Source organism: Chitinophaga agri (assembly GCF_010093065.1).
GTDB lineage: Bacteria > Bacteroidota > Bacteroidia > Chitinophagales > Chitinophagaceae > Chitinophaga > Chitinophaga agri.
The window spans coordinates 3,147,874-3,165,214 of the sequence record NZ_CP048113.1 but is presented as its reverse complement, the minus strand read 5'-3'; the positions used below and the strand labels follow the sequence as shown (position 1 = coordinate 3,165,214).

General features: G+C 46.1%; 17 protein-coding genes. 14 read left to right on the top strand and 3 right to left on the bottom strand.

Annotation, left to right across the window (positions count from 1 at the left end; translation table 11 throughout):
• Positions 1 to 40: 40 nt before the first annotated feature.
• Positions 41 to 1,255: an ADP-forming succinate--CoA ligase subunit beta gene (gene sucC / locus GWR21_RS12500; RefSeq protein WP_162332075.1), complete on the bottom strand. Its 1,215-nt coding sequence runs from the start codon at positions 1,253 to 1,255 to the stop codon at positions 41 to 43.
• Positions 1,256 to 1,364: 109 nt separating this feature from the next.
• Here sucC and GWR21_RS12495 point away from each other — a divergent pair, with 109 nt between their 5' ends.
• From GWR21_RS12495 to GWR21_RS12455, 9 genes are all read left to right on the top strand, one after another.
• On the top strand, positions 1,365 to 2,186 hold the full coding sequence (locus GWR21_RS12495; RefSeq protein ID WP_202929080.1) for a purine-nucleoside phosphorylase: 822 nt from the start codon (positions 1,365 to 1,367) through the stop codon (positions 2,184 to 2,186).
• Between the two features lie 169 nt (positions 2,187 to 2,355).
• Positions 2,356 to 4,323, top strand: a complete 1,968-nt coding sequence (locus tag GWR21_RS12490) for a putative porin (RefSeq protein WP_162332074.1) — start codon at positions 2,356 to 2,358, stop codon at positions 4,321 to 4,323.
• 175 nt (positions 4,324 to 4,498) lie between these two features.
• On the top strand, positions 4,499 to 4,711 hold the full coding sequence (locus GWR21_RS12485) for a hypothetical protein (RefSeq protein WP_162332073.1): 213 nt from the start codon (positions 4,499 to 4,501) through the stop codon (positions 4,709 to 4,711).
• Positions 4,712 to 4,750: 39 nt separating this feature from the next.
• Positions 4,751 to 5,149, top strand: a complete 399-nt coding sequence (locus GWR21_RS12480; protein ID WP_162332072.1) for an HYC_CC_PP family protein — start codon at positions 4,751 to 4,753, stop codon at positions 5,147 to 5,149.
• An 81-nt stretch (positions 5,150 to 5,230) separates the two neighbouring features.
• A complete protein-coding gene (locus tag GWR21_RS12475) occupies positions 5,231 to 5,779 on the top strand; it encodes a heavy-metal-associated domain-containing protein (protein ID WP_162332071.1) in 549 nt (182 codons plus the stop codon).
• A 33-nt stretch (positions 5,780 to 5,812) separates the two neighbouring features.
• Positions 5,813 to 6,673: a transporter family protein gene (locus tag GWR21_RS12470; RefSeq protein ID WP_162332070.1), complete on the top strand. Its 861-nt coding sequence runs from the start codon at positions 5,813 to 5,815 to the stop codon at positions 6,671 to 6,673.
• A 235-nt stretch (positions 6,674 to 6,908) separates the two neighbouring features.
• On the top strand, positions 6,909 to 8,570 hold the full coding sequence (locus GWR21_RS12465; RefSeq protein WP_162332069.1) for a L,D-transpeptidase family protein: 1,662 nt from the start codon (positions 6,909 to 6,911) through the stop codon (positions 8,568 to 8,570).
• Between the two features lie 30 nt (positions 8,571 to 8,600).
• Positions 8,601 to 9,494, top strand: coding sequence for a helix-turn-helix domain-containing protein (locus GWR21_RS12460; protein WP_238430336.1), 894 nt, complete (start codon positions 8,601 to 8,603; stop codon positions 9,492 to 9,494).
• Between the two features lie 139 nt (positions 9,495 to 9,633).
• Entirely contained in the window at positions 9,634 to 10,668 is a 1,035-nt protein-coding gene (locus GWR21_RS12455; RefSeq protein ID WP_162332068.1) for an aldo/keto reductase, read from the top strand.
• A gap of 81 nt (positions 10,669 to 10,749) precedes the next feature.
• On the opposite strand, the gene GWR21_RS12450 is transcribed toward GWR21_RS12455, so the two are convergent.
• Both GWR21_RS12450 and icd read right to left on the bottom strand, forming a co-directional pair.
• Positions 10,750 to 11,982 carry an NADP-dependent isocitrate dehydrogenase gene (locus tag GWR21_RS12450; RefSeq protein ID WP_162332067.1) on the bottom strand — a complete coding sequence of 411 codons (1,233 nt, stop codon included), beginning with the start codon at positions 11,980 to 11,982 and terminating at the stop codon, positions 10,750 to 10,752.
• 189 nt (positions 11,983 to 12,171) lie between these two features.
• Entirely contained in the window at positions 12,172 to 13,437 is a 1,266-nt protein-coding gene (gene icd, locus GWR21_RS12445; protein ID WP_162332066.1) for an NADP-dependent isocitrate dehydrogenase, read from the bottom strand.
• Positions 13,438 to 13,574: 137 nt separating this feature from the next.
• On the opposite strand from icd, the gene GWR21_RS12440 reads away from it, so the two are divergent.
• From GWR21_RS12440 to GWR21_RS12420, 5 genes are all read left to right on the top strand, one after another.
• On the top strand, positions 13,575 to 14,216 hold the full coding sequence (locus tag GWR21_RS12440; protein ID WP_238430334.1) for an SGNH/GDSL hydrolase family protein: 642 nt from the start codon (positions 13,575 to 13,577) through the stop codon (positions 14,214 to 14,216).
• Between the two features lie 131 nt (positions 14,217 to 14,347).
• Positions 14,348 to 15,151, top strand: coding sequence for a LiaF transmembrane domain-containing protein (locus GWR21_RS12435; RefSeq protein ID WP_162332064.1), 804 nt, complete (start codon positions 14,348 to 14,350; stop codon positions 15,149 to 15,151).
• Positions 15,152 to 15,184: 33 nt separating this feature from the next.
• Entirely contained in the window at positions 15,185 to 15,538 is a 354-nt protein-coding gene (locus GWR21_RS12430) for a DUF4288 domain-containing protein (RefSeq protein ID WP_162332063.1), read from the top strand.
• Positions 15,539 to 15,563: 25 nt separating this feature from the next.
• On the top strand, positions 15,564 to 16,622 hold the full coding sequence (locus GWR21_RS12425; RefSeq protein WP_238430332.1) for a sensor histidine kinase: 1,059 nt from the start codon (positions 15,564 to 15,566) through the stop codon (positions 16,620 to 16,622).
• A complete protein-coding gene (locus tag GWR21_RS12420; RefSeq protein ID WP_162332062.1) occupies positions 16,600 to 17,337 on the top strand; it encodes a LytR/AlgR family response regulator transcription factor in 738 nt (245 codons plus the stop codon). Before GWR21_RS12425 ends, GWR21_RS12420 begins: the two co-directional genes overlap by 23 nt.
• Positions 17,338 to 17,341 lie beyond the last annotated feature (4 nt).

Below are 17,341 nucleotides of genomic sequence, written 5' to 3'. Positions count from 1 at the left end.
GTTTCATTTTCTATTTTTAGTCAATCACTACAAATTGTAATTAAGCAGTTACTGCTTTGTTTACCAGTGCAGCAGCTTCGCTCAGCAGGATTGCAGACTGTACTTTCAGACCGCTTTCTTCGATGAGTTTTTTCGCTTCTTCAGCGTTAGTACCCTGCAGACGTACGATGATAGGAACTTTGATATCACCGATAGACTGGTAAGCGTCGATCACACCCTGTGCAACACGGTCGCAACGTACGATACCACCAAAGATGTTGATGAGGATCGCTTTTACTTTAGGATCTTTCAGGATGATACGGAAACCAGCTTCTACGGTCTGTGCGTTTGCAGTACCTCCTACGTCCAGGAAGTTAGCCGGCTCACCACCGCTCAGTTTGATCATGTCCATGGTAGCCATTGCCAGACCGGCGCCGTTTACCATACAACCTACGTTACCATCCAGTTTTACATAGTTCAGGTTGAATTTACCTGCTTCTACTTCTGTTGGGTCTTCTTCAGAGATATCACGTAGTGCTTCCAGATCAGGATGACGCATCAGTGCGTTGTCGTCAAGGTTCAGTTTACAGTCAACTGCAATGATCTTCTCATCGCTGGTTTTGAACAGTGGGTTGATTTCCAGCATGCCGGCATCCAGACCAACGTACGCGTTGTACAGGTTAGTCACGAATTTCACCATGTTCTTGAAAGCTTCACCGCTCAGACCGAAGTTGAACGCTATCTTCCTTGCCTGGAACGGCTGGAGGGTAGTGTTTGGCTGTACCCACTCTTTGAAGATCTTGTCAGGAGTGTTGTGAGCTACTTCTTCGATATCCATACCACCTTCTGTAGAGTACATGATCACGTTCTGACCTTTTGCACGATCCAGCAGGATAGACAGATAAAATTCTTTTATTGGGTTAGGGCCAGGGTAGTACACGTCCTGTGCTACCAGCACCTTGTTAACTAATTTTCCGGCTTCTCCGGTCTGGATGGTCACCAGTACGCCACCCAGGATGTTTCCGGCAATGGTTTTCACATCTTCGGCATTCTTACCTACAGCCACACCTCTCTGTTCTTTACCACGGATGGTACCTTTACCACGTCCACCGGCATGAATCTGCGCCTTTACGACAGCAAACTCGTTACCATATTGCACTTTAAGTTGCTTATAAGCTTCTGCCGCCGCTTCAGGGGTATCTACCGGAATCCCTTCCTGTACCGGTACGTTATATTTCTTCAACAGTTCTTTAGCCTGGTATTCATGTAAGTTCATCTGATAAAAATTTGCCGCTAAAATAGGTCATTATGATTTAAATATAAAACCGTAGTGTTTTGTGAATTAAAAATAACTTTGCGCAACCTGTTTTAAAGACATTAATATAATGAGTGATCTCTTACAACAAATAGCTGCTGCTGCGGACTATATCCGCAAATCATGGTCTGGTACCCCGGAAGTGGGTATTATTTTAGGTAGTGGACTGGGTAACCTGGCCGGTGATATTATTGACAGCACAGAAATCCCCTATGAGCAGATCCCATATTTCCCTTCTTCCTCTGTAGAAGGGCATAAAGGCCGGCTGATACTGGGCCAGCTGAATGGTCGTCCGGTAATAGCGATGGCCGGCAGGTTCCATTTTTACGAAGGCCTGTCGATGCAGCAGGTTACTTTTCCGGTACGGGTCATGAAGGCCCTGGGTGTGGAAACCCTGCTGGTTTCCAATGCGGCAGGTGGTATGAATAAGGCATTTAACGTAGGAGATCTGATGATCATCCGCGATCATATTAACCTGCAGCCGGAACATCCGCTGCGCGGACCTAATATCAATGCCCTGGGACCACGTTTCCCGGATATGAGCGAGCCTTACTCCAAGGCGCTGATTGCCAAAGCAAAAGAAATCGCTGCCGCGAATAGTATTCCTGTACACACCGGCGTTTATGTAGGGGTGCAGGGGCCTACTTTCGAAACAAGGGCGGAATATATGTACATGCATATCATCGGGGGAGACGCGGTAGGTATGAGTACGGTGCCTGAAGTGATCGTGGCCATCCATAGCGGAATGAAAGTATTAGCAATGAGTGTTATTACTGATATCGGCATCCGTGAGGAGGAAAATGTCATTACACACGAGGAAGTACTGGAAGCGGCAAACGCAGCCGAACCAAAATTAACGCTAATTTTCAGGGAGCTGGTTAAGGTTATATAAATACCTTGTATTAGCTTGCAGCCCTGCCTACGGAAATTTTCCGCAGGGATGGCCGGTAGCATCCGTCTGAAAACATCCGTTCATCAGACCCGGGACTAACTGGTCGCATAGTTGAAATGTGTCAATACCAATAAATTAAGAAGCTCGAAGCAGGAAATTATATCATAGGATGAGGTCATTTATTTTAATATGTTGTTTGCTGGCTGCTGTTCAGTGCGTTCACGCGCAGATCGGCCAACGTTTCGGCAATATGGGCGGTGGCGGAGGTGCTTCTATGCAGAAGGACACCGGCAAACATACACATGAACCGGATACGATCACCATCAGCTACCGCCGGCTTGGCGAGCCGACGGACTACAGGCTGGACTCATCACTTGCCGACTTCACTGATTCCTACCTGCGTGTACCCGCGACCTACATGTTCCTGGGCAATACTGGCGCTCCTGCCCGTAACCTGCTGTTCACACCATTTATGAAGCCTGGTTTTGATGCCGGCTATCATACTTTTGATGTGTATGGGTTCAATCATGAGAATGCCCGTATCTATACTACTACCAAGCCCTATTCTGAATTGCGCTACCTGGTGGGTAGTCAGCAGGAACAGCATATCGGTGTACTCCATACCCAGAACCGTACCGACCGTTTCAACTTCGGATTTGAGTATAATAAGAAATATGCACCAGGCTTCTTCCGCTCACAGGCAACAAACCACGACATTTACCGTGTAACAGGTCGTTTCAATAGTAAAAACAAGCGCTATAACGCTTACCTGAGCTATTTCTATAATAAGTTTAATAATGGTGAGAACGGTGGGATCCGTGGAGGGGATTCTATACTGGATAATCCTACCTATAGTCAGCGCAAAACAGTCGATGTGAACCTTGGTAACTATTCAGCTACCAGTTCAGGGCTGTTCACAACCACATTGCCGGTAAAAACGACCAACAAGCAGTCGGGCTTCATGTTCGTACAGCAGTACGACTGGGGTAAGGGAGATACTATTCATGTGAATGACACCACCGATTATTATAAATTCGACCCTTTCTTTCGTGTACAGTATACGTTTAAGGTAGATAATGATGGTCTGGAATACCTGGACGGTCAGCCGGATACGTTCTTCTATGCTAATAAATATAACTGGGGCTTCAATGGTGACACGATCCGTGCCCGTCATGAATGGCGGAATATCTCCAATGATATCTCCCTGATACAGTTCCCTATCCGTGGAAACCAGGGGCACTTTATCAGTGCCGGTGCCAGGTATGAAAGCATACGGGGGACTTTCCTGGACGCTAATATTAGTTTCAGCAACCTGGTTTTACATGGAGAATACCGTAACAAAACGCGTAACCAGAAATGGGACCTGCAGGCTAAAGGTGAATTTTATCTCACCGGACAAAACGCCGGGGACTATAATATAACTGGTATGCTAAGCCGTTATCTCAATGAGACATTGGGTAATGTACATTTGCTTTTCAGTAATACCAACCGGGAGGCCTCTTATATCTACAAATATTTCAGCAGTACCTACGACAGCTGGTACAATAATTCACTTGGAAAGGAAAATACAACACTCTTACAGTTCTCTGCGGATAACAGGAAGCTGAAGTATAACCTGGCGGTGAACTATTACCTGATGGAGAACTATACCTACTTCTCCAATTACTACACCAGTGCGCAGGCACCGGCGCTTTTTAACCTGTTACAGGTTGTTTTGAATAAGCACTTCAAGTATAAAAAATATAACTGGTACGCGGAATTTGCCTTCCAGCAGGTGCATGGTGACGGAAGGATCAACGTGCCTGCATTCTGGACGCGTCACCGGTTAGCGTATGAGACTAAATTGTTCAATAACCTGAACCTGATGACAGGTATTGAAGCAAAATATAATACGTCTTATTACGCGGATGATTATTCTCCGGTGATCGGTCAATTTGTGTATCAGACTACCCAACGAATTAAGTATTATGCGCCTGATCTCGCTGCATTTGTACACTTCCGTATTAAGTCTTTGTCAGCATTTATCAGGGGGGAAAATCTCAATACTTTCTTCGCTACAAATAACTTCGCCGGACCGGCTTATCCATACAATAACTTCACATTCAGACTGGGTTTACGCTGGTGGTTTATTAATTAACCAGTCGTTAACTAATGGCTGAAACTGCTAGTGTTATGCATTGTAAAGGTCTTTAAACCATTATGTTAGAAAAAATTGAAGTAAACCGTTTTACCACTACTTAAGCTGGTAGAATCGGTTTTGACTGCAACCTTCTGGCGTGCTCTTTGTTTAAGTTTGTATAAAAGCAATTTATATGAAGGCCTTTACAGTAGTTTATAACGCGGACAGATATATGGTGAAACCTTTAAACGGTCATTCTCCCCGTTTTCTCGTTAAAGTTCACGGTCAGGACGTTATTTTTGAACACGATCTGGATGGACATATCAGAGCTGAATCTAATAAGGTAGCCAGTATGTCCCTTTTACTTGGTCTGGCTGATAAGATAGAAGAGAGCGCAGGGATGTAGTAAATCTGGCAGCAAATTGCTATTTTTGCATCCGTTATCATGAAGAGACTAACAACCATATTACTAGCTTTCCTGTATATCACGCTCACCAGTGGCTTCACGGTGAATGTGCATTACTGTATGGGTAAGCTTGCGTCCCTGGAATTTAGTTCTCATGAAAATGACCAGTGCAACAAATGCAGTAAGCCCGAAAAGAAGAAGAAAGGTAAATGTTGCCGGGAGGAAGCTAAATTCTGCAAGGCAGATGTTTCCTCTCACCAGCTTGCCAAAGCACAGCAAAGCAGTGAACCAGCTGTTAAAGACCTTAGTCTGCCGGTAGCCATTGTACCGGTACCAGCCATTAGCAATACACAACCCATCTCACATTACGATCACGGTCCGCCCGATGATTGTAAGAGGATACCCTTGTATATTCAATACTGCACATATCTGATCTGATACGTATATCGCTAATAAGTACCTGTCTGCTATTCATATAGCAGCTATGATTATTTTTTATACGTATACAATTATCAGATCATGAAATCATTATTTGCTATTATATTCCTGGCCATCGGCCTGCATATCTCTTCTTACGCACAGATTAAAAAAGCATCCCTGCAGGCAGCAGGACTGACATGTGCCATGTGTTCGAGAGCAACGCTTGAAGCGCTGAAAACACTTCCTTTTGTGGATAAGATCGACACAGATCTTAACAACACCACTTTCCTGCTTTCTTTCAAACCAGACGCCCAGGTGAACATCGATGAGATCAAAGCCAAGGTTGAAGACGCCGGTTTTTCCGTTGCCAAACTGGTACTGACCGCTTCCTTCGACAAGATAGCGGTAGAGAAAGACGCACACGTTAAATATGCAGGAGCAACGTTTCACTTCGTCAATGCTAAACAACAGGTATTGTCAGGTGATCAGCAGATAACAGTGATAGACAAAGACTTCGTTTCTGCCAGGCAGTTTAAGAAGTTTGCTACCCAGACCACCATGTCTTGTTACCAGACCGGCGTTATGGCCAGCTGCTGCAAAATGGAAGGTCATGCCGCGCCTGAACGCATCTATCACGTTACCATCTGATTTACCCGGGGGCATTCCCCTCAATACCTGTAAATGAAAAGAAGTCTATTCTTTATCGTACTTTTTTTGCCTGTCTTTTTACAGGCCCAGGAGCTGTATGTCTCTACAGAACCTGCCAGTAATATGCCTGCGAATTCCTTCGGTTTCCGTGTCACCAACCGTTTCTTTAAGATGAAACACGAAGGGGTGACCGGTATGCGTATCGAACCCGAAGTCATGTGGGGGATCTCTAAAAAACTGATGGTGCATGTAACAGGACTGGCTTCCAACCAGATGCAACCTTCCATTCAACTGGAGGGAGGTAGTATATATGCTAAATACCGCTTCTTATCAAAAGATGATCTGCATTCCCATTTTCGGATGGCGGCTTATGTAAAGGGCTCCGTGATCAATAATCCGTTTGTACCAGTGATGCGGGAGCAGACAAGCAAGCCGTTTGACAACCAGGAGCTTGACCTCGAAGGTGGTGCATCAGGCGTATCCGGTGGTATTATCGCTACACAGTTGCTGCATAAACTGGCTATCTCAGCTACGCTGGGATATAACCGGTTTATGAATAATACGAAAGATAACCTGCCCGACTATATGTCAGCTAACGCTGTAAACTATAGTTTGTCGGCCGGTTATCTGCTTTTACCGCGCCGTTATCGTAGTTACGATCAGACCAATCTTAATCTTTATATAGAATTTTTAGGAAAGGCAAATACGGATGCGGTTAGCCGGAATCAGTACCTGGACGTGGCTCCGGCCATTCAGTTCATTTTTAATAGTGCAACGCGTCTGGACTTTTCTTACCGTACACAATTATTTGGTGATATGTCTCGCAATGTATTTAATACCTTTACATTACGGTTCGAGCACAATATTTTCAATATTTCAACAAAAAGAAAATGAAGAAGACTGTAATAATAGTGCTGAGGTTCATTCAGTCACTGTTTATGAAGAAGAATTGTTGTAAATAACTATTCCAATCTATTAGTAAATTGTTGCTTTCCGTCAGGGCTGACTCATGTCAGCCCTTTTCTTTTGCGGTCACATCTGGCCCGTCAATTGCTTACTAACGGCAAACTATATATTTCCTGATTTAGTATATAGCAAATGTCTATCTTTAAACATTGTTTTGACGCCAATGAATTACAGGTTTCTAAGGGACAATCTACTTATCGTAATTGTATTATCATCATTGTTTGCCTGCCATAGAAAGCGGGTACTCCGGGAAAGAGAAATTGTAGGTGACGTTCGTCAGCTAAGTGAAGTCATTCCGGAGAATATTACTGAACGTCTTGAATACATCGCTGACAATCAGGATGTCATGGAAGATAGTGTGCCCGCCATCAGCAGTGCGGTACTGAATTACTTCTACCAGCAGTCGAATAACAACCCGGTATGGTCTTCTGAAGGCGTGCTGGATGGTCAGGCTGATTCTATGTTCTATTACATCATGCATGCGGACGAAGCAGGGCTGCGTCCTGCTGATTATCACAGTGCGGCGCTGGAAAGAGCTATCACACAGGTGCGCGATGATGCTGCCGCAAAAAAAGATGCGACACTCTGGGCACAGATAGATGTGATGATGACGGACGCATTTATGAAGATGGTGACGGACCTGCGTTTTGGTACCGGGCCGCGGGATAGTATCACCCTGCGCAAGGACTCTGTGTATTCAGACACTTTACTGACTAATTATCTTACGTCCGCTTTACATCAGCATATTATCGGACCCACCTTACGGGCACAGGAGCCGCAATATCAGGGTTACCAGTTACTCAAGTCGGCCTGGACGAACTTTAAAGGGAAGTATAGTCTGATGAAATGGGACTCCCTGCCACTATCTTATACCGATACATCTGCGTTCCGCCAGCAGCTGATCAACCGCCTGGTACAAAGTGGACATCTCGATACCTCCGGCGGACACAGTGCTGATACGGCGCTGATGAAAAAAGGCATCAAAGCTTTCCAGCAGGAGTTCAATATGTATGAAGACGGACAGGCAGGTAAAAAGACCCTGCAGGCGCTGAATAAGTCCTTTGCCGACTGGGAGGCCCAGGTAGCGGTAAATATGGACCGCTGGCGTAAGCTGCCTGATTCATTGCCTCAACGCTTTATCATGGTCAATGTGCCCGGCTACCGGATGGATCTGTGGGATAGCAATATGGTGGTCGTCACATCAAAGGTGATCGTAGGTGCACCACGTACCCGTACACCGCTGCTTAATTCCCGTATGACCAACTTCGTGATGTATCCTTACTGGAGAGTACCGTACAGCATCGCGATCAAGGAAATGCTGCCTGCTATTAAAAAAGACCGTGGCTATCTGGCAAAGAAGAACCTGGAAGTTATTAATGGAAATGGCGACGCAGTTGATCCTGGCAGTATTGACTGGAATAAATTAAACAAGAACTACTTCCCATATGTACTGCGCCAGATGGATGGCCTGGAAAACTCACTGGGTATTATGAAGTTTAACTTCATGAATAAATATTCCGTGTACCTGCACGATACCAATAGCAGGGGACTTTTTGGTAATTCCTACCGTGCCCTTAGCCATGGCTGCGTACGTGTGCAGCAATGGGACAGTCTCTCTATGTATCTAACCAAGGGAGACACCCGGCATCCGAGGGACAGTATGCGCAAGTGGCTGGCGAATGGTGAGAAAAAGCAGATCGATATCCAGCGGGGCGTACCTATTTACTTCCGTTATTTTTCAGCAGAAGGCAGGGACGGCAGACTGGTATTTCATGAAGACATCTACGGCGAAGACAAGGTGCTGCGGAAGCAGATGAAGCGTTAGCAGATATTTGATTTTCGTACCTTTGCACACATGTCTGATCATCTTTCGGTAGCAGAAAAGGTAAAGGCCGGCATGCCGGTATTTCATAATAACACACCTCCTGATGTGAACGTGGCTTACTATGAAGTACCGAGCCTCCCCATTACATTGCCTTATCACCGGCGGGATTATTTCAAGATATGGATCATCGTCGGCGAAAGCAGGCTCCATTTTGCGGATAAGACGGTGTATATTTCCAAAGACCAGCCTGCGATTATTTTCTCTAATCCTTTAGTGCCTTATTCCTTTGAAACGGAAGACGACGCCCGTTGGGGATACTGGTGTGTTTTTACAGAACAGTATTTCAGAAAAGGCGAGCGGGCAGAAGGACTCCAGGAATCACCTTTGTTCAGGGTGGGAGGGGATAATGTATTCTTTCCGGATAAGGAACAATTCACAATATTCTGTGGCCTGTTTGATAAGATGATCGCAGAAGCGGCGTCGGACTATGTCTACAAGCATGACATCATCAGGAATTATATACAGCTCGTTATCCATGAGGCATTGAAGATGCAGCCAGCGTTGAATGGCGCGCGCCACAGGAATGCCAATGAGCGGATCGCCGCTATATTTACTGAGCTGCTGGAAAGGCAGTTCCCTATTGAGTCACCCCGGCGTACACTTGTGCTTAGAAGGGCTGGCGATTATGCGGCGGCGCTTTCTGTGCATGTCAATCACCTGAACTTTGCCGTCAGGGAAATAACCGGTAAATCCACCACTACCCATATTGCGGAAAGGATAGTCAATGAAGCCAAAGCTTTGTTGAAACACACCGATTGGAGTATTGCTGATATCAGCTACTGCCTTGGGTTCGAATACCCTAATCACTTTAATAACTTCTTCAAGAAGCATACAGCTGTTACACCCCTGCAATTTAGAAAATAACCTGGTACGTCTATGCCCTGCTCTCCGTACGTCCTTCTTTGATTTTTGTACCTTTTTCTTTGAATGAGGCTCTTTGCCCGTTAGCCCTCCGGGTACCTTTGCACCGGAATAGCTTCATTTATTACATTAATCATATCGCATGAAATACAAAGTATTGGGGAACTCCGGATTGATGGTATCCACACTGTGTCTGGGTACAATGACATTCGGAGGCAAGGGCAAAGGTCTTTATGAAATGGTAGGTACGCTGGAACAACCCGCTGTTGATGAACTGGTGAAACGGGCAGTAGATGCGGGTATTAACTTTATCGATACGGCCAATGTTTACGCAGAAGGAAGATCAGAAGAACTGACAGGGCAGGCCATCCGTAATCTGGGACTCAAACGTGATGACCTGGTTATTGCGACAAAAGTCTGTGCGGCGATGGGTAAGGGCGTGAATGATCAGGGACTTTCGCGTAAGCATATCATGCAGCAGGTGGAGGCCAGCCTGAAACGCCTGCAAACAGACTATATCGACCTGTATCAGGCACATAACTGGGACCCATTGGTACCACTGGAAGAAACACTGCGGGCGATGGATGACCTGATCACAAGTGGGAAGGTGCGTTATATCGGGGGCAGTAATTATATGGGCTGGTATATGATGAAGGCACAGGCGGTAGCCGGGAAATATCAATTGCATCCCTATATCGCTATGCAGTCGCACTATTCCATTGCTACACGGGAACTGGAAAGAGATGTCATTCCGGCACTGCAGGACCAGAAAGTAGGGCTAATGGTATGGAGTCCTTTGTGTGCAGGACTACTGAGTGGTAAGTACCAGCGGAACGGAGCCACCACAGATGCCGGCCGTTATCAGAAAGTGTCTTTTATACCGGTAGATACGGAGCGGGCCTTTAATATACTGGACGTACTGCATACGATGGCGGCGGAAAAAGGCACGACAGTGGCACAGCTGGCACTGGCCTGGTTGTTACATCAATCGGTGGTGACCAGCGTGATCATAGGAGCCAATAAATTATCCCAGCTGGAAGATAACCTGGGAGCGGTGAATGTACGGTTGTCAGCAGAGGAATTGCAACAGCTGGACGAAGTGAGTAGGCTGTCAGTTGAATATCCCGGCTGGATCACCGGCTGGAGAGACCGTTCTTTTGTGAAGGAAAACAGCTAAATAATAAACCTTATCTGACGAAATAAAAAGGGCCTTGCAGTTGCAAGGCCCTCGTGCTTATATCAGTATTACGTACGTGACTTATTTGTTCAGCTTCGCTTTCAAAGCATTATCCAGTTCCTGCAGGAACTCTTCGGTGTAAAGATAATGTTTTCCGTGCTCAACTTTGTTGCCATGAATACAAACAGCCAGATCTTTTGTCATTTTACCGCTTTCTACTGTTTCAACACAAACAGCTTCCAGTGCATGACAGAAGTCGATCAGCTCCTGGTTCTTGTCCAGACGGCCACGGAATTCCAGACCACGGGTCCATGCGAAAATAGAAGCGATCGGGTTGGTGGAAGTTGGCTTACCAGCCTGGTGATCACGGTAATGACGGGTTACAGTACCGTGAGCTGCTTCCGCTTCCATTACGGAACCATCAGGAGTGATCAGGGTAGAGGTCATCAGACCGAGTGAACCGAAACCTTGTGCTACGGTGTCAGACTGTACGTCGCCATCGTAGTTCTTACAAGCCCATACGAAGTTACCGTTCCATTTCAGCGCGCTGGCTACCATGTCATCGATCAGACGATGCTCATAGGTCAGGCCGTTTTCCTGGAACACAGTTTTAAATTCGTTCTGGTAGATCTCTTCGAAAATATCTTTGAAACGACCATCATATTTTTTCAGGATGGTGTTTTTGGTGCTCAGGTACAGCGGCCATTTTTTCATCAGCGCCTGGTTGAAACAGGCACGTGCGAAACCTTTGATAGATTCGTCAGTGTTGTACATGGCCAGTGCAACGCCATCACCTTTGAAGTTGAATACTTCATGCTCGATCACCTCACCGTTTTCGCCTTCGAACTTGATGGTCAGTTTACCTTTACCTTTAGTTACGAAGTCAGTAGCACGGTACTGGTCACCGAATGCGTGACGACCTATACAGATAGGAGCAGTCCAGTTAGGCACCAGACGAGGCACGTTTGAAGTTACGATTGGCTCACGGAATACAGTACCGTCCAGGATGTTACGGATGGTACCGTTTGGAGATTTCCACATCTGTTTCAGCTTGAATTCCTTCACGCGCTCTTCATCAGGAGTGATGGTAGCACATTTGATACCCACACCGATTTCTTTGATAGCATTTGCTGCATCGATGGTCACCTGGTCGTTTGTAGCGTCGCGGTGTTCCATGCCAAGATCGTAGTATTTGATATCAACCTCGAGGTAAGGAAGGATCAGTTTATCTTTAATGAATTTCCAGATGATTCGCGTCATTTCATCACCATCCAGTTCTACAACGGGATTGGCAACTTTGATTTTTTCTGCCATTTCGACTTTGATTTTTAATTAGATACGAGTGTTCATGTGATAATCGTGAAATATACGATAACCCGGTATATTTTACAAGTTCCGCTTCTCAAAGCGTGTCAGTACAGCCTTTCTTTTACAAAAAAATGAAAGATGGCTGCTAACCAATGCTTTAAAAAGCGGAACCAGATATATAAGTAACCGGTAGGGTTACAGGTGCTTGATCACTTCATCAGCGAACTCACTGGTTTTCACCAGGGTCGCGTCGTCCATCAGCTTGTAGAAGTCTACAGTTACACGTTTACGTGCAATGGCAGTGCTGAGGCCTTTTACGATAATATCAGCTGCTTCTTTCCAGCCCATGTATTCCAGCATCATTACACCACTCAGGATAACGGAGCTAGGGTTCATGGTGTCAGTGTTGGCAAAGCGTGGCGCCGTACCGTGGGTTGCTTCGAATACAGCGTGACCGGTCAGGTAGTTGATATTTGCGCCCGGAGCGATACCAATACCACCTACTGCTGCAGCAAGCGCATCAGAGATATAGTCACCGTTCAGGTTCAGGGTAGCTACTACGGAGTAGTCCTGAGGCGCTAACAGGATCTGCTGAAGGAAGTTATCAGCGATCACGTCTTTAACGATCAGTCTTTTATGCGCAATGGCAACATTCAGCTCTTTGTTGGCTTCTTCTTCACCACTTGCTTTTTTAGTGGCTTCCCACTGTTCCCAGGTATATACTTTATCACCGAACTCACGCACAGCCAGTTCATAGCCCCAGTTTTTGAAGCCACCTTCGGTGAATTTCATGATATTACCTTTGTGTACCAGGGTCAGGGAAGGCAGTTTCTGCTCAATTGCATATTTCAGCGCTGCGCGAACCAGCCTTTCAGTACCTTCTTTAGATACTGGCTTGATACCCAGGGAAGAAGTTTCAGGGAAACGGATCTTCTTAACACCCATTTCATTCTGCAGGAAGTTCAGCAGCTTTTCAGCTTCCGGCGTTCCGTACATATATTCAATACCGGCATAGATATCCTCAGTATTCTCACGGAAGATCACCATATCGACTTTTTCCGGATGTTTAACCGGAGAAGGTACCTTATCAAACCAACGTACAGGGCGTACACAGGCATACAGGTCCAGTTCCTGGCGCATCGCTACGTTCAGGGAACGGATACCGCCACCTACCGGAGTAGATAATGGTCCTTTGATGGATACCAGGTACTCTTTGAATGCCTCCAGCGTCGCTTTCGGCAGCCATTCGCCTGTTTGCTGGAAAGCTTTCTCTCCAGCCAGCACTTCTGTCCATTCTATCTTTCTTTTTCCACCGTAAGCCTTTTCAATAGCTGCGTCAAACACGCGCACACTGGCTCTCCAGATATCAGGTCCAATCCCGTCGCCTTCAATAAAAGGGATAATCGGTTGATCAGGCACCTGTAACTGGCCATTGGTCATTGATATTTTTTCTGCCGGCATAAAACAGTTTCTTTACGTGTTTCGTAATTTATAATAATCGAGCGCAAAGGTACGGAATAACACACATTCTTATGGGCTACTATCTATGTTCAATGCTCTTTTTCTTATTTTTGGGAACAAAAAATGAGCAAATCCCTATGATACCAGGTCATAGTACTTCCCGGGACACAACCATTCAGCATTTCACATATCTCGCACTCGGCGATAGTTATACAATCGGAGAAAGCGTACCCGAAGCGGACCGTTTCCCTAACCAGGCAGTCAGGCTGCTGGCTGAAGAGGGTATTACCGTCGCCCCGCCGCGTATCATTGCAAAAACAGGCTGGACTACAGATGAGCTGGAGGCCGCTATTGGTGAGGCTAATGTTACTGACACTTTCAGTATCGTGACCCTGCTCATTGGTGTAAATAACCAGTATCGCGGACGTAGCACCGCGGAATACAAGACGCAGTTTACCAGTCTGCTGAAACAGGCTATCCATTTTGCCGGTGATCATTCCGACAGGGTAGTGGTACTATCTATCCCTGACTGGGGCGCTGTACCTTTTGCGGAAGGCCGTGACCGGGAGCAGATCGCAGCTGAAATAGATGCCTTTAACGCAGTTAACAAAACCGTCTCCAAAAAGTTTAAAGTACACTATATCGATATTACACCCGATACCCGGAAGGCAGCCCAGGACCCGGGGCTGGTAGCCAGTGATGGTCTGCACTATTCCGGCCGTGGTATGGGAGTATGGGCAGGGAAGCTGGCTGCTGTAATGAGCGGAATGCTGAAGTAATTCCCGATTCCTAATTAATTTTCGCCGGTCTTTTCATGCATTTTACCGGAACTCTCTCTCCTGTTAGCCTAAATAGGCTTCCTGGACCCGTTGTGCCTTCCTAAGTTTGTATCGTAAATGTCAAACATCATATGGACAACCAACAATATACAAACGAAAATAGCTGGAAGGACGAGCGTAACCAACGCAAGGCAGAAAGACGCCGTTGCAGGGACGAAAGAAGAAATGAACGTAAAGGTTCCAGTGGCATCAGAAAAGGCCTGATCTTTATTCTCATCGGTCTGTTTCTCTTTTTAAGGAACATGGACCTGGCACTGCCTGAATGGGTGTTCTCCTGGCAGCTGCTGCTGATCGGCATCGGTCTCATTATCTGGACAGCCAGCGCGTTTAAAAACTGGGGCGGCCTGATCGTCATGCTGGTAGGTACCGTCTTCTTTGCCAAGGATTACTTTATGCTGAGCGATGACCTGGCCCGCTTCATGTGGCCCGCCATTTTCGTTATCGTAGGACTTGCCCTGATGTTTGGCAGAAGACAGGAATCCAGCGAAAAACAAAAATATGTAATGCCTCCCCGATCCACTTCTGATGATTTTATAGACTCTACCGTAATATTCAGCGGACAAAACAGGGTAGTGGTATCTAAGGACCTCAAAGGTGGCGATATCACGGCTATCTTCGGAGGCACTGACCTGAACCTGACCCAGGCCGACTTTCAGGACAGGATCGTATTTGATGTGACCTGCGTTTTTGGCGGTGTGGAAATCATCCTGCCTACCAACTGGGATGTACGCCTGGAAATGGATACTGTGCTCATGGGCGGTGTGACAGATAAACGCCCGGTAGAGCTGCTCTCTAATGCCGGCAACTCTGAAAAGATCTTAGTGATCAAAGGTACCTGCATCTTTGGTGGCATTGAGATCAGAAACTATCTCTGATAACTTTTATTTCATCCTTTCAATATAGATCTTATGCAGTGGTTTGTAGCTAAAATCGTTTACCAGATCATTAGTGGTAATGGTGATCATACGCCGCAGTTCGATGAGCAGTTAAAACTGATCAGTGCTGATACTAAACAGAACGCCTGGAAACGCGCCTGTGAGATGGGAAAACAGGAACAATATGCTTTCAGGAATCAAAGACAGGAACTGGTAGAATGGCGCTTTATTAACGTACCGGAAGTGAATGTACTTACCTCCCTGGATGATGGAATGGAACTCTATTCCCGCATCGAAGAGCCGGAAGATGCCAATGCGTACATCTCCTGGCTGCAGGTCAAGGCTTCGCACCTGAGAGGGCCTAACCTGATCGATAAACGCGCCTGATTATTTCATCTTTATTCCCAACTCCTTGGCAAATCATATACTGGCAAACAGATCTTTCAGATGGGCGATGATAGGTACCACATACGTATTCACCGTCATTCAGGCCTATCTGCTGATCCTCTGGTTCAATATCAGTGACAGCATCGCATGGACAGACAGTGTGGTACATACCACTTCACTGGCGCTGATAGGAGTGGCCATCTGTTTCAGCTTATCTCACTACAGACCGGCAAAAGGCAGATACGTATTCCTGCTCATATATGTAGCCGTACTGACTTTTGCGTGGGCTGGCTGTTGCTACTGGCTGGTGAACGAGATCTTTAAAGATGTACCTTATTATCAGCACTGGAGCTTCTTTGCTCTCCCGGTTAGATTCATCACAGGATTCCTGGTTGTAACCGCTGTCGGTATCAAAACCCTTATGTGGTACGATATGGAGGAGCAGCGCCAGGAACTGGCCCGAAAGGAAGCAACGGAAAGACTGGCAAGAGAAGCCGAGTTATTTAAACTCAGACAGCAGTTACAGCCACACTTTCTTTTTAACAGTCTGAACTCTATCAATGCGCTGATCACACTACGTCCGCAGCAGGCAAGAGAAATGGTACTGAAGCTGAGTGATTTCCTGCGGGGCACCCTGAAACGTGAAGACCAGCAATGGATACTGCTACCGGAAGAAATGCAGTATCTGCAGTTATATCTTGATATTGAAAAAGTGCGTTTTGGTCACCGGTTATCAACTGATATTGCCGCAGAGGAAAAAGCCAGTATGCTGAAGCTGCCTCCCATGCTCTTACAGCCCGTTGTGGAGAACGCTATCAAATACGGCTTATACGATACAACAGATGCGATCACCATCTCCATCTCTGCATGGCAGTCCGATGAGATGCTCTGTATACAGGTGCAAAATCCTTTTGATCCTACCTTACAGGCTCCTGCAGGTACTGGTTTCGGACTCGCATCTATCCAGAGAAGATTATACCTGCTTTTTGGAAGACAGGACCTTCTCGAAACAAACGCAAATGAAAACATATTTACTACCTTGATTAAAGTGCCGCAACTATATGATAAAAGCAGTAATAATTGATGATGAACCCCTGGCAAGAGAAGTTGTCAAAGAATATCTCACATCCTTTTCACAGATAGCCGTAATGCAGGAATGCGGAGATGGTTTTGAAGGACTGAAAGCCATACAACAGCAACAACCTGATATCATTTTCCTCGATGTACAGATGCCTAAGATCAATGGCTTTGAAATGCTGGAGCTCGTGGAAGCATTGCCTGCGGTGATATTCACTACTGCTTTTGAAGAACATGCGATCCGTGCTTTTGAAGTGAATGCCATAGACTATCTGCTGAAGCCTTTTTCAAAGGAACGTTTCGATAAAGCTGTGCAGAAATGGCTGGATCGTCGTGCGGCCGATGAATTGCAGACTGCCAACCTGCTAGAGACTGCCGGTGCTTCACCTATCCAGAGCAACAGAATTGTCGTAAAGATCAATGGTAAGATCAAGATCATTCCGGTACAGGAAATACACTACCTGGAAGCAGCGGATGACTATGTGAAGATTGTTACACCGGAAGGTACTTTCCTGAAGAACAAGACAATGCAGTTCTTCGAGAAATCGCTCGATCCACAACAGTTTGCGCGTGTACACCGTTCCTACATGCTGAATGTAAATCAGGTGACCCGCATCGAGCCATATGAAAAGGAAAATCATCTGGCTATATTAAAAACCGGTGCGAAAGTGCCTGTAAGTAAAACTGGTTATCCCAGGCTGAAAGCCGCATTGGGATTATAAGATA

Coding starts and splice junctions, on each gene's coding strand:
- sucC (WP_162332075.1), bottom strand. CDS start 1,255: ATGAACTTACATGAATACCAGGCTAAAGAACTGTTGAAGAAATATAAC.
- GWR21_RS12495 (WP_202929080.1), top strand. CDS start 1,365: ATGAGTGATCTCTTACAACAAATAGCTGCTGCTGCGGACTATATCCGC.
- GWR21_RS12490 (WP_162332074.1), top strand. CDS start 2,356: ATGAGGTCATTTATTTTAATATGTTGTTTGCTGGCTGCTGTTCAGTGC.
- GWR21_RS12485 (WP_162332073.1), top strand. CDS start 4,499: ATGAAGGCCTTTACAGTAGTTTATAACGCGGACAGATATATGGTGAAA.
- GWR21_RS12480 (WP_162332072.1), top strand. CDS start 4,751: ATGAAGAGACTAACAACCATATTACTAGCTTTCCTGTATATCACGCTC.
- GWR21_RS12475 (WP_162332071.1), top strand. CDS start 5,231: ATGAAATCATTATTTGCTATTATATTCCTGGCCATCGGCCTGCATATC.
- GWR21_RS12470 (WP_162332070.1), top strand. CDS start 5,813: ATGAAAAGAAGTCTATTCTTTATCGTACTTTTTTTGCCTGTCTTTTTA.
- GWR21_RS12465 (WP_162332069.1), top strand. CDS start 6,909: ATGAATTACAGGTTTCTAAGGGACAATCTACTTATCGTAATTGTATTA.
- GWR21_RS12460 (WP_238430336.1), top strand. CDS start 8,601: ATGTCTGATCATCTTTCGGTAGCAGAAAAGGTAAAGGCCGGCATGCCG.
- GWR21_RS12455 (WP_162332068.1), top strand. CDS start 9,634: ATGAAATACAAAGTATTGGGGAACTCCGGATTGATGGTATCCACACTG.
- GWR21_RS12450 (WP_162332067.1), bottom strand. CDS start 11,982: ATGGCAGAAAAAATCAAAGTTGCCAATCCCGTTGTAGAACTGGATGGT.
- icd (WP_162332066.1), bottom strand. CDS start 13,437: ATGCCGGCAGAAAAAATATCAATGACCAATGGCCAGTTACAGGTGCCT.
- GWR21_RS12440 (WP_238430334.1), top strand. CDS start 13,575: ATGATACCAGGTCATAGTACTTCCCGGGACACAACCATTCAGCATTTC.
- GWR21_RS12435 (WP_162332064.1), top strand. CDS start 14,348: ATGGACAACCAACAATATACAAACGAAAATAGCTGGAAGGACGAGCGT.
- GWR21_RS12430 (WP_162332063.1), top strand. CDS start 15,185: ATGCAGTGGTTTGTAGCTAAAATCGTTTACCAGATCATTAGTGGTAAT.
- GWR21_RS12420 (WP_162332062.1), top strand. CDS start 16,600: ATGATAAAAGCAGTAATAATTGATGATGAACCCCTGGCAAGAGAAGTT.